The following is a 13,261-nucleotide window of genomic DNA, read 5'->3' as shown; positions in this document are numbered from 1 at the left end:
CGTGAAGGAAACATATTTCATATAAACGATTTTAAGCGTGTTTGTTTTAGTTTTCTCACAGTCTGACGTTGAAGCATTGGCGATGTGGCGATATTCTGTGTTCCCTCTGCCTGGTGCCGCTGCTGATTAAAGATACGAAAGCTCATTGTTTATTTTGTTGCTCAGCATTATTCGTCTGCCGAAACCAAAGTGGAATAGCGAACAAAAAGCTGAGAATATATTCGGCGCCCCCGCCGGATACGCCAATGCAATGTTAGAGGTAGCCTTTTAATGTTTCTAAATTTTGAAAACGATGTTGTAGGCTACTTTTGCCAAGCTAATTGTTCTTTTTTCAATTTCTTTAGGTGTCCAGTCTGTAGCCTTTTTTATTATGTCGTCAATATGTACACTTGTTTTTTCAAGAATATTTTTTTTGGCTGCCCAAGTCTTATTGCCTAATGCGTTATTTGTTTTTTCATCAATCATAAGTAAATTACCAATAGTTCCATAAAAATCATCGTGCTCTGGTAATTTATGTGGCGGATTTTGTGGAAGTAAGTGTTCAAGTGTCATGGAATCATAATTTATCTCCACACCACTTTTGTTATAATATTTGTCAATTTTTGAAATAGTATATTGAATTATTCTTTTTTGTTTTGTGTAGCCATTTGTAAACTCAAGCGTTTTGAAAGCAGCCAAGAATTCATCATAAGTTGGAATTCTCTCTTTCATTTTTTGCCTTAATTCTCTAATTATGGCAAGTCTGCCAGCATCATCTTTTGCTTCTGACAATTTCCTTGCATATTGTGAATACATTGAGGCTACACCGCCAGAAGAACGTTGTGAAGTAATAGCAGTGAAAATGTAGTGAAAATGCTCAATAGCCTCAAGGGCTTCTTTAGCTAATTTAAACTTTAACCGTTTTGCATTATACTCCCTCATTATGGACAATACCATAGGTGTTTGCTGAGTCACGTTAAAACCGTAAAGAATAGAAAGAGAGTTTTTTAATGACAGTTCGTTTCTATTCCATTTCTTAGTTTCGGTGTCAAAAATATTTTTGTACGTAACACTGTCTGCAACAAGTCCATCTAAAAATTTTTTGGCTTCTGCTTTTGATATATTCTTTTTAAATTTTTTAAATAGTGTTTTTGTTGTTGTGAATTCATATTTTGATAACCAAACATGCAAAAGAAATGTGTCAATTTCTAAGTCCTTTGATGTACTGTCAATGTTGTCTCTGATTGTTTTCCATTTGTCTTTCGGAATATCAACGTTCTTATTGTCTGCTTTAATGTTTTTTGTTAAATGATTTTTTATTAAGTCGCCAACGCTTAAATCTTTGCCTCTTGTGTTTAGAGTTTCAAAGATTACGTAGGCGTCATCTTCGTTATCAAGTTCTACATAAATCACCTTTAATTTTAGAATTTTGTCCCTAATTTCATTAAGTTTTTTTTGAACAGATTGATTTTTGTTTTCTTTTGTTAGCTGCTTATTACCTTTAATTAAATCCAATTCTTGTTTTATAAACTTGTTAATAAGGTCGTAGGCTTTTTTTAGATTCTCTTCTTCCACACCATATTTTGTTTCTGTATCTGGTTTATCAAATTTTTGAATATGCTCCTGAAAGTAAGGATAGGAGGTCTCAGTTTGTAGAACAAATTGTTGGTCATTATTTAAGTCCTTTTTTTCAATTAGAATATGTACTCCCTTTGCAAGATTTTCAAACCCTTCAGCAGAATAATAATCTCTTATTGCACATAAAAGCATTGTAATAGTCGTCAGACGTTGTTGTCCATCAACAATACCAAAAAGCTCATCACTTTTTTTGTAAACCACGATAGAACCAATAAAATAGTCTGTTTCACTTTCTAGAACTGTGTCATGCCAGAATTCTGAAACTTGTTCTTTTTCCCATGAATAAGGCCTTTGGAAACGGGGTATGTGGTAGTAGCCTGTCTCAAAAATTTTTCTTATCTCTTTGTCTAATGAAGTTATTTTCATAATAAACGTGATGTCGCTCTACTAAAAATTGTGCATAACGAGCAGGTATTGCCGATGGTGGGGAATTAGAATTCCGTCCGCCGGAACAACAGCCTAGCTTTTTGATAAAGTTAAATATTAAGAACTAAAGCTGGGTTTTATTCGTCGTGCCCCGAACCGCATTAGAACAGAATTACCGCTGCTGATTGCTACAATGTCAAGCCCCACTATTGGCAATACCAATGTTGCATGCCGTTAAAATTTCACCACGACGTTTTCAATAATATCCTCAATAAAAGAAATTGCTTTTGTTTCTTTTATTACGACTGTATTTGGATGGGCACATGTGTTTCTAAAGTCAAGTTTTTCGTCTAATATTTTTCTTGTATCGTTTGAAACAATTTTTGCGACACGAAGTAATTCAATAAAGTCAGATTCCTTAATATCGGAAAAGTTGTCCTTAGTTGAAACTACAATTTTCTTGTATTTGCCATGCGCCTGAATTGCATTATTAAATTCTGATAATTTGTTAGCTAATACAAATTCATAAATTGTGTCCATAGTTAAGAGCCATGTCATAACTATGGCTGCTCGAAATGATTTTATTTCGAAACAGCTAATAGCTTCTTCTAAAAAGGATTGTTGCTCTTTACTTTTTAATTTTGGAATAAGGTCTCTTAACGTAGTTGAAATTATTTGTTTGTGAGTACTTCCTAAATAAACAGATTCTAAACTCTTCCTCGCATTTCTTTCAAAAGTATATCCACTCCCTTTTTTAACAAAGGTTGGAGGCTTTTCATCAGTAAGTTTCTTTACTTCATTATTTACGTTTGCAGGAACTCTAAGACTTTCATTTTCGAAGCAGCTTCTGATTTGTGAAGGAAGAAAACTGTCTACTTGATGTTCTACACAAAAGAAAAAGCTCATTAGTTTAACTTGCTCTTTTTGAGTCAAGTTTTCAAACCCTTCAACTTTGTCTAGTAATTCAGATATTTTTAGTACCATTAGCTTTTCGGTGGTAATTTTTCATCTACGAATATTTCTCCTGTTCTTGCTAATTTCCATTTGCCTTCTTCACCCGGCTCAAAAAAGTCTTTATCATTTTTGGCATTGATAATAATTTGTCTAAGGTGGTTTGGTCGTTTAGGAATAGAGAGTGTACGATAAGCATAGTCAATATTTCCTTCTGAAAAATATTCTGCACCTTTAAGAACTGTGACGTAGTAGCCGATTACGGCAATAACATTTGCTGTGGTTTTGCCTGGATTCTTTTCTTTCAAAAAATCTTCTAAAGATGGATTGTCTTTGTCTTTGTGTATATCAAATTTTTCGATAGCAATATTTTTTGCTTTCGTTGGCTTGCTGGCTTTCTTTTCCTTTTTTTCTTTTCCTTTACCTTCATCTTGTTTCGCTTCGGTTTCTCCATCTTCGTCGTCATTAACCATTTCTTTTTTTGCAGGTCCTTTTTTTGAATCAAGTTTATCCTTAAAAATGTCTAAGTATTTAGAAACAAATTCTTCTGAACCGACAAGTTCTACTGTGCTTTCTTTTAAGTTTATTAGGGCTTTTGTCTCCATGGTTTAATTTTATTTTTTAAGTATAGAATGTTTGCCAATTTGAGGGCTGTCAATTAATGGCATGCAACGTTTGTATTGCCGTATTAGCCGTACAATAAAAAATATACAATCCCTTCATTTTCAACACCATCCTATTGCGTTTTTGGTATAGCAACATTGCGTCAGTGAAATTGGCATTTCTCCTTTCAAAGCGCTGCCACCTCAATCACAGCAGGCTTTAAGGTTGAATGATAAAAACAGCTATGTTTCAAGATGCGAAAAAAAATTAAATACTGCAATAGTTGTTACGGTTTACCGGAAAAAAACTGTTCTGCAGTATTTCTTAAATCTCCCTTAAACCTGGTTACTGATATTGACAGGTTTTTTAATTTGCTGCTGATAAATTTTTTTAACCACTAAACCCGTATTACTATGAGTCAACAAAACCGCATCTCCGCGTCGCTTACTCAGCAGGAAAAAGACCTGGCCATCGCCGCATTTGAAAACGCTAAAAGCCAGCTTGCAGCCATCCTGGTGCATTCCCTTACACCAGCCGAAAGAAAGACCATGATCAAAATGGGCGACAAAACAGTGGCCTTTGTACAAAAGGCGTTGGACTACGCTAAATCCAACCCCGAAGTGGTGCCTGCTTACCTGGATATAGCTGAGGCAGAGCGTGACCTGAAGCTTGCCAAAGACCTTAAGACTATTCACAACATTTCTAAAAAAATTGGTGTTTCTATTGAAGACGCCATGATGATCTGCGGCAGCGAGGCGTACAATGTGGCCCTGCTTGTTTACAAGGGCGTGCAGGGGGCAGCAAGGGGCAATGTGCCGGGCAGCCAGGCCATACTGAATGATTTAAAAACACGTTTTCCGCAACGCGGGGGCAGAAAGCCGCCACCACCAGACAAATCTGAAGGTTAGGCTTTTCTCATCCCGTCATAGAATAGGTACGTTTTGGCATGGAATAATCCCGCTCTGTTAAGGGCGGGATTTTTTTGCACCTGCACCCGATAACTCCAAAACCGAACTGGTTCATCTTTGATGCCCAACGAATACCTTCAAAATAGAACTGGTTCGTCTTTGAAGCACAAAGAATAGCTTCAAAATAGAACTGGTTCGTCTTTGAAGCCCAACGAATACCTTCAAAATAGAATTGGTTCCTATTTGAAGTCCAACGAATACCTTCAAAATAGAATTGGTTCGTCTTTGAAGCCCAACGGATATCTTAAAAACAGAACTGGTTCGTGTTTTAAGCCCAACGGATACCTTCAAAACCGAACGGAAAACTGTCTGAACCAGGATTTTTACTGATTTTGGACGATTGCCCTGATTTTAGCAGAAGCGTTACCTGGTTTACGATTTCCCCTGGTTGGGACGATTGGTCTGAAAAGAAGGAATGGTACCCCCGTTTTCCTGATTACCCTGCAGGAATCTGGAGCATCAGAAAAATCAGGAAAAATCGTGGTTCAGACTGTTGCCCTTCCGTGTTTCCGTGGCATTCCCCTACAGTTGCTGCCAAAGGCGGGAGCACAATGTCATTAAGTTAAGAACAAAGACTTTGTTCTTTGCGCCGTAGGTGCTACATGTTTGTAGAAATAGCATACAGCAAGGGAATTATGCCGCACAGCGGCTACCCTTAAGCGACGATTGGGTAGCCACTACGTGGCATCCGTTCATATAAATGATTTTGTTTCTACAAACAGCAAGCCCCGATGGGGCTTACCTTAATGACATCTGGCGGCAGAAACAAAGCCTACCCGGTGGGAAAAGCTGCGTAGCGAATCCAACCGCAGAAGAGTGCGACGCAAGTAAAGCCTCATGCTTGTTCTTTTGCCGGGGACATAAAAAAGTCAGAAAGTCAAGGAGGCAGAAAGTCAAAAAGGAGAAGACAAGAAGTTAAATAAGTAACAGTTATTTAGGGAATAACGTCATGCTTCGCGTCACCCCTCTCCACAACGTGGAGAGGGGCCGGGGGTGAGGGGAACTACTCATTCCTTAAACTTTTTACCGGGTTGGTAACCGCGGCTTTAACAGCCTGGAAGCTTACGGTAAGCAGCGCAATTAACAGGGCAGCTATGCCAGCAATAACAAATACCCACCAGTGCAGGGCTGTGCGGTACTCAAAGTTCTGCAGCCACTTGCTCATGGCCCAGTAGGCGGCGGGGGAGGCAATTACAATGGCTACTAACACAAGCTGCAAAAAGTCTTTTGACAACAGCAGCGTAATGTTTTGGGCAGATGCACCCAATACCTTGCGTATGCCTATTTCTTTTATGCGGTTTTCTGCCATATAACTGCTTAGGCCAAACAGCCCCAGGCACGATATAAATATGGCCAGCGAGGCAAACAGGGTGGCCAGTGTGCCGGTCCTTTCTTCGTCATGAAATTTGCTGGCATATTCATCGTCGGCAAAGCGGTAGTTAAACTCGTATTCGGGGTTGTACTTCTTAAAAAGTTTTTTCAAAAAATCTATGTTCTGCTGCATGGGCCTGGCGGCGCTTAGCTTAATATGTATCACGTTAAAATAGCCGCCGGCGCCGGCAATAAACATGGGTGCCGTAGCGTGGTAGGGAGATTGCAGAATGAAGTCTTTTATAACGCCTATTACATGCCAGTCTTTGCCCATATCCTGTATCAACTGGCCAATGGGTTGTTTAAAGCCCATCACTTTTGCGGCAGATTCGTTAATAATAGCGCCCAGTGAGTCTGTGGGGTATTTGGCCAGGTTAAAATCCCGGCCCTGTGCAAGCTGCAGGCCGGCTGTTTTTACAAAGGCATCATCGGCACAAAAACGGTCAATGGTGGTTTTGTCCTTTGGGCTTTTACCCTGCCAGCCCAATGACCAGGTATTGCTCCACCCCTCTGTTATGGGGGCGCTGGTTTTGGTAACGGAAACGGCAACGCCTGAAGCCAGCAACTCGTTTTTTATAAGGGTATAATTCTTTTGCACATCTCCTTCCATAAAATGGTACACCAGGTTATCTTTTGAATAACCTGCCTGCCTGTTTTGCGCTTTCTGTATTTGCTGCCGCACTACAATGGTAGATACGATAAGCATAATGGCCAGTGCAAACTGCATAACCACCAGTATTTTCCTTGGCGTAAGCAGGGCGCTGCCTGCTTTTATTTTGCCTTTTAACACCAGCACGGGCTTAAACGATGAGAGATAAACGGCCGGGTAACTGCCTGCAAGAATGCCGGTAACAAGCACAAAGCATGCGGCTGACAGCCATATAAACGGCTGGTTGTACTGCAATATAAGCTGCTGGCCTATCAGCTTGCTGAAAAACGGCAGGGTAACCTGCACTATCAGCAATGCAAACAGGCCGGCTATAAATGCCAGCAGTATAGATTCTCCCAAAAACTGGCCTATCAGCCAGCTTTTACGGGCGCCCACTACCTTGCGTATGCCCACTTCCCGGGCCCTTTTTTCGCTGCGGGCGGTGCTCAGGTTCATAAAATTAATGCAGGCTATCAGCAATATAATACCGGCTATAATGCCAAACAGGCGCACTATTTCAATGCGGCCGCCGGTTTCAACGCCATTCTCAAAATTGCCGTGCAAATGCATGCGGGTTAGCGGGTATAAAAAGGTTTCTATACGCGGGTCGTCCTTATCATATTTTTTGCGCAGTGTTTTTAGCCTGGCCTGCAGGGCGTTTACTGAAACGCCGGGTTTTAGCAGCACGTAGGTATGCAGGTCGTTATTGCCCCACGCATCGTTGCTCATGCCGCTTTGCCGCATATAGGCCCAGGGCAGCAGAAAATCAAACTGAAACTTGCTGTTGGCGGGCGCATCCTGCATAACAGCGGTAACGGTAAAATTGTCGCTGTTATCCACCTTTACCACTTTGCCAATGGGGTTTTCGTTGCCAAACACTTTTGTTGCCAGGGTTTGGCTTAGCACAATACTGTAAGCGCCGTTTAACGCGGTATGTATGTTACCGGCTGCCAGCGGAAAACTGAACATTTTAATAAAAGAAGAATCTACCGCTTTGCCCCGGCCGCTTATCCGTTTGTCTTTATAGCTAAACAGTACCGGCGGTATAAAATAATCCCTGGTAACCTGGGCCACTTCCGGGTAATCCTGTTGCAGGGCCATGGCCATTGGTTTTGGGGTATTGTTCCAGCAGCCGGTACGCCCATCGTTGCTGTAGCGGTTCCATACTTCGTACAGCCTGTCTTTCTTTTCATGAAACTCGTCGTAGCTTAACTCGTGTTGTATCCAGGTAAGTATCAGCATGGCGGCCGCCATGCCAATGGAAAGGCCCGCTATATTGATGATGGAAAAACTCTTATTTCTCAGAATGTTGCGCCAGGCAATAATCAAAAAATTGTGTATCATAATTTGGTCAAAAGTCAATGGTCAATAGTCAATGAGTCATAAAGTCAATAGTCAATGAGTCATTGCACTAACAAGTCACCTTATTTAAGGGCAATGGGTCAACCTTCGCGTCACCCCTCTCCACAGCGTGGAGAGGGGCCGGGGGTGAGGAATTTTCAGCCCCTGTATTTTTTGGGACCCGGCAGAAGAGCCTTGTGGCATCTTCGTTGCGTCGCATTACGTTCATCCGCATATCATTGTGGCATCTTTTACCGAAGCGAAAATTTGAATGCACCTGTCAGTAGTCATGACGTTAATAAAAAACGTGAGTTTTGGATCTTTTATACTGATATTCAGCTATATACAAATAAAAATCAGACATGATCATTTATTTTAACTGCATCATCAAGTTTAGTATGCCTTGTACAAGCACATTCTACTGCTGAAATCACAGTAGTACAAAAGCTTAATCAGGGCGAACGGAAGAAACGTGCTGTATATCGTTTCTTCCTTGACTTTTTTACGCAACCTCCCATTATGGTTGCCTTTTTTGTGTCAAGCCTGTCCCGGTCTTGTTCCGGGGACAAAAAAGTAAATAACGTCATTCTATACATGCATGTTCGACACCCACAACCAACATTAAATAACCTTATTTAAGGGCATGTGGTCATGCTTCGCGTCACCCCTCTCCACACCGTGGAGAGGGGCCGGGGGTGAGGGGACTACTCACTCCTTAAACTCTTTACCGGGTTAAGCAACGCGGCTTTAATGGCCTGGAAGCTTACCGTAAACAGCGCGATGAATACGGCAATGCCGCCGGCCAGCGCAAACATCCACCAGCTTATGTTAATGCGGTAAGCAAAATCCTGCAACCACTTATGCATAATAAACCAGGCTACCGGCGAGGCGATAACTATTGCAATGGCCACCAGTTTAATAAAGTCTTTAGATATAAGGTGTACAATGTTGGCAACGGATGCGCCCAGCACTTTGCGTATGCCTATTTCCTTAACACGCTGGCGGGCGGAAAAAGAGGCCAGGCCAAACAAACCCATACAGGCAATAAATATGGCTGTTAAGGCTGAAGCGATAAACACATTGCCCAGCTTCTTTTCTTCATTGTATTGTTTGTCGTAAGATTCATCTGCGAAGAAATACTCAAATGGGTTGCCCGGAAAATATTGCCTGCAAAGGTTTTCCAGCGTGGCTAATTTGGATGGCATATTGGCCCCGTCTGTTTGAATGGTAAAGTAAACAAACGAAACAGACGGCAGGTAGATAACAGGCTCAATGGCTTTTCTTAAAGACAGGTGGTGATAGTCCTTAATAACGCCTGCCACTTCGTAGGTGTCATCTGCCCAGCGCAGCTTTTTACCGGCCACGGGCTCATTGGGCTTAAAGCCAAGCTGGGCGGCGGCCTTTTCGTTCAGTACCAGTTTCTTGCTGTTCATCCAGCCATGGTTGGCTTCTTCGTTATCGTAGCTTTGGCCATCTTTAAACTGTATGTTGTACGTGTCAAAAAAGCGGTTGTCTGTAATAAGCACCTGGTAGTTTTTGCGGTCATCCCCTGTTGCGGGGTTAAGTTTTGTAATACCGCTTGCCTGGAAATTGTAGCCGCCGCCCGGCACACCATTAGATGCGCTGAACTTGCTTACAAAGGGCAGCATGGTTAGCTGGTTTTTAAAAGCGATGTTTCTATCCGCCTGCTCTTCGCTGGAATTGGTGGGCCCTTTTAATACCAGTAACTGCTTAATGTTCATGCCCAGGTTTTGCGACTGCATGTAATTTAACTGCCTGTACAAAACAATAGTGGCTATAATGAACAGGATGGATACAGAAAACTGGAACACTACCAAACCCTTGCGCAAAGAAAATCCCCGGGCTGTATTTTCTATTTTGCCCCGTATGGTTTTAACAGGCTGAAAACCGCTCAGCACAAATGCCACATACCCGCCGGAAAGCAAAGAGCCGGTAATAAGCAGTGCTATGCCTGCCACCCAAAACCAACCCTGGTTAAGGGTACTCAGCGAAAGCTGTTTGCCGGTAAATGAATTGTACAACGGTTGTAAAAGCTGCACCAGCAATACCGCGGCCAAACACGCCGAAGCTGTTAGCAGAAAAGTTTCAGTAAGGTATTGTAACATCAGTTGGCCGCGGCTTGCGCCCAGCACTTTGCGTACGCCTGTTTCCCTGGCGCGGTTAAGGGCCTGCGCTGTGCTAAGGTTAATATAGTTAACCCAGGCAATCAGTAATATCAGCAAGGCGACAGCGGAAAATGCTACCACCAGGGCCAGGCTGCCGAATGTTTGGTAAGGATAATTAAAAGTTGGCGCCAGGTGCAACTGGCTAAACGGCTGGCAATAAAAAGACTGGTCTTTGTATTGCGGCTGCAGGGTATGCAGGTACCTGCTTATGTTGGCGGTAATTGCCTGCACATCGGCATCTTTTTTAAACTGCAGAAAAATGTTGCAGAAGCCGGATTCCAGTCCGTTGGGGTCGGCCCAGTCGTTTTCATTGCGGTTGGCAGCGGTTTCAAGTGTATTCAGCGAAAGAAATATGTCGCCGCGTATGTCAGACTGTTCCGGGATGTCTTTAAACACATTCACCACTTTATAGTCTGTTTTGCCAAACTGGTTATTAACAGTCAGAATTTTACCGGTGACATCTGCCGAGCCAAAATATTTCCTGGCCTGGCTTTCTGATATGGCCATTGTTTTGGGCTCGGTAAGCAATGGGGAGCCGCTTAATAATTCAAAGCTGAATACGTTAAAAAAGTTGCCATCTACATAAGCCACCTGTTCTTCCCTGAATGATTTGTTGCCGGCGGTAGTTATTACGCCGCCGCCAAGGCTGCCGGCCAGGCGTACATAATTTTCTATGCCTGTAAACTTCTGCTGTACCAGCGGGGCAAAGCCGGGGGGTAACAATGTTTCCTGCGTGCCCTGCCTGTTAATGGTAGAGGCCCGGTACAGGCTATGGTAGTTTTTGTGAAAACGGTTAACGCCCCATTCAAAAGCTACATATTGCGCTATCAGCAAAAACACAGCTATGCCAAGTGCAAGCCCCGCCGTGTTGATGGTGGTGAATACCCTGTTTCTCCAGAGGTTGCGAAAAGCGGTTATAAAGTAGTTTTTCCACATAATGCAGCGGTTGTTTAGCTGAGTAAATTTTCGTTTTCGCAGGCGGCTGGTCAAATTCTTCAAGCCCTGTGCCAAGGAGTTAGTTATTGATTATAAGATGGTTATGGAATGTTTGCCTGCAATACTGTACGAAAACGTACAGTATTTGTGCGGGTGCGTACGGGTTATGTAAGCAGGCAGGTTATAAAAGGTGCTGCTGTGCCCAAAGGCTGTCATATTCTCATTTTCTATGTAAAGCCTGCCTGCGAATGCAGCCGCGTGTTACACTTTCGGGTGAGGGATTGCAGCGGATACCCCGGTGAGGCCTTGTGCAAGGGGTTTGCGCCGGAGTATGAGCGGAAAGCCCGGCCCGAGGTACGAGGGACACCCCCAAAAAAATCTTATTGGAGCAGCATGCAACAGCCCCTGGTGTGTTTTGTATCAATGGCATAGGGTTGGTTATAAAACTGTTTCGGTATTGTTGACGCTTGCCTGGTGAAAATAATTATACACCAGCCCGCTTTTAGCCTTGCCTGTAACCACTGCTATCTCATCAGCGGTTTTGGTTTTAATATTGTTTACAGATTTAAAATGTTTCAGCAATTGCGCCGCTGTTTGCTTGCCTATGCCCTTTATATTTTCAAGTTCGTTTACAAAAGTGCCTTTGCTGCGCTTTTGCCGGTGAAAAGTAATGCCGAAACGGTGCACTTCATCCCGTATGCGGCGTACCAGCTTAAGGCTTTCGCTATCCCAGGGCAGTTTAACGGATTGTTTATCGCCGGCAAAGAAAATTTCTTCTTCATTTTTGGCCAGGCCTACCAGGGTCATTTTACCGGTAAGCTCAAGCTCCCGTATGCTTTCCAGGGCGGCGCCAAGCTGGCCTTTGCCGCCGTCAATAATTACCAGTTGCGGCAATGGTTGCCCTTCTTCTTTCAGGCGCTTATAACGGCGGTACACAACCTCTTTCATGGTAGCAAAGTCATTAATACCCTCTACGGTTTTTACATTAAAGTGGCGGTAGTCTTTCTTGCTGGGCACACCATCTTTAAAGCACACCATGGCCGATACGGGAAAGCTGCCCTGGAAGTTAGAGTTATCAAAACATTCAATATGCACTGGCAGGTCTCTTAATTGCAACGCCTCCTGCAACTGGTAAAGGACATTTCTTTTTTCCTGGTCAGTTTTGCCTTCCAGTAACAATAGTTTTTTTCTTCGCAGTTCTTCTTTAAAATAGTTTACATTTTTTTGAGAAAGCTCCAGCAGTTTCTTTTTATCGCCGCCTTTGGGTATGGTAACGGTAACATCATCACCGGCAAATTCTATTTCAAAAGGCAGTACAATTTCCGAGGCCAGGCTGTTGAATGTCTCACGTAAATTACCTACCGCAAATTCCAGTACTTCGGCCTCGGTTTCTTCCAGTTTCGTTTCCAGTTGTACCGTATGGGTTTGAACAATGGTACCGTTCTGTACCATCAGGTAGTTAACATAAGCGGTATCGTTCTCTTTCAGTATAGAAAACACATCCAGGTTAGACAAGTGCCTGCTTACAATAACAGACCTGGATTGATAATTTTCCAGGTAATCAATTTTTTTTCTCACCTGCTCTGCTTTTTCAAATTCAAGCTGCATTGAGTATTCCCGCATCTGGCGCTTAAACTTGTCAATAACAGGGGAGAGGTTGCCTTTTAAAATCTGCCGCACTTGCTGCAGACCTTCGGCATAATCTTCCGCTGATTGCAACCCTTCGCAGGGGCCTTTGCAGTTGCCCAAATGGTATTCCAGGCAAACTTTAAATTTCTTCTTTTCAATGTTGGCCTGCGTAAGGTTCAGCTTACAGGTTCTTAACGGTATAAACTGTTTAATAAAGCTTATCAGTTCCCGCACCTTACCGGCAGATGTAAAGGGCCCCAGGTATTCAGAGCCATCGTTTATCTTGTTACGGGTTAAAAATATGCGGGGAAAGGGCTCTTTTCTAATAACAATAAAGGGGTAAGATTTATCATCTTTCAGGTTAATGTTAAACCGTGGCTGAAACTGTTTTATCAGCGAGTTTTCCAGTAAAAACGCATCCTGCTCACTGTCAACAATAGTAAATTCTATATGGTGTATGCGTTGCACCAGCTCATGTGTTTTGTAGCTGGTAAATGTTTTGCTGAAATAGGAGCTTACCCTTTTGCGCAGGTCTTTAGCCTTGCCTACATACAGCAATGTATTGCCCTGGTCAAAGTATTTGTAAATGCCCGGCTGGTTAGGTATGGTTTGGGCAATTTGCTGAAAGTCGTTTGATGTCATAC

General features: G+C 42.7%; 7 protein-coding genes. 1 reads left to right on the top strand and 6 read right to left on the bottom strand.

Annotated elements, in window-relative coordinates; genetic code table 11:
- Positions 1–276 precede the first annotated feature (276 nt).
- The 3 genes from F0364_RS06740 to F0364_RS06730 all read right to left on the bottom strand — a co-directional run bounded on the left by F0364_RS06740 (position 277) and on the right by F0364_RS06730 (position 3,539).
- Positions 277–1,983, bottom strand: a complete 1,707-nt coding sequence (locus tag F0364_RS06740) for a DUF262 domain-containing protein (protein ID WP_153797005.1) — start codon at positions 1,981–1,983, stop codon at positions 277–279.
- A gap of 234 nt (positions 1,984–2,217) precedes the next feature.
- Positions 2,218–2,967, bottom strand: a complete 750-nt coding sequence (locus tag F0364_RS06735) for a hypothetical protein (protein ID WP_153797004.1) — start codon at positions 2,965–2,967, stop codon at positions 2,218–2,220.
- Positions 2,967–3,539 carry a hypothetical protein gene (locus tag F0364_RS06730; RefSeq protein ID WP_153797003.1) on the bottom strand — a complete coding sequence of 191 codons (573 nt, stop codon included), beginning with the start codon at positions 3,537–3,539 and terminating at the stop codon, positions 2,967–2,969. Before F0364_RS06730 ends, F0364_RS06735 begins: the two co-directional genes overlap by 1 nt.
- Before the next feature lie 411 nt (positions 3,540–3,950).
- Here F0364_RS06730 and F0364_RS06725 point away from each other — a divergent pair, with 411 nt between their 5' ends.
- Positions 3,951–4,445, top strand: a complete 495-nt coding sequence (locus tag F0364_RS06725) for a hypothetical protein (protein ID WP_153797002.1) — start codon at positions 3,951–3,953, stop codon at positions 4,443–4,445.
- A gap of 1,063 nt (positions 4,446–5,508) precedes the next feature.
- Here F0364_RS06725 and F0364_RS06720 read toward each other — a convergent pair.
- The 3 genes from F0364_RS06720 to uvrC all read right to left on the bottom strand — a co-directional run bounded on the left by F0364_RS06720 (position 5,509) and on the right by uvrC (position 13,259).
- Positions 5,509–7,869 carry an ABC transporter permease gene (locus F0364_RS06720; RefSeq protein ID WP_153797001.1) on the bottom strand — a complete coding sequence of 787 codons (2,361 nt, stop codon included), beginning with the start codon at positions 7,867–7,869 and terminating at the stop codon, positions 5,509–5,511.
- Positions 7,870–8,570: 701 nt separating this feature from the next.
- A complete protein-coding gene (locus F0364_RS06715) occupies positions 8,571–10,988 on the bottom strand; it encodes an ABC transporter permease (RefSeq protein WP_153797000.1) in 2,418 nt (805 codons plus the stop codon).
- Positions 10,989–11,426: 438 nt separating this feature from the next.
- Complete coding sequence (gene uvrC / locus F0364_RS06710) at positions 11,427–13,259, bottom strand: excinuclease ABC subunit UvrC (protein ID WP_153796999.1); 1,833 nt, start codon at positions 13,257–13,259, stop codon at positions 11,427–11,429.
- Between the last annotated feature and the right edge of the window lie 2 nt (positions 13,260–13,261).

Source organism: Foetidibacter luteolus (assembly GCF_009650435.1).
GTDB lineage: Bacteria > Bacteroidota > Bacteroidia > Chitinophagales > Chitinophagaceae > Foetidibacter > Foetidibacter luteolus.
Note: the sequence above shows the minus strand (reverse complement) of the source record. Positions and strands in the feature narration are given on the sequence as shown.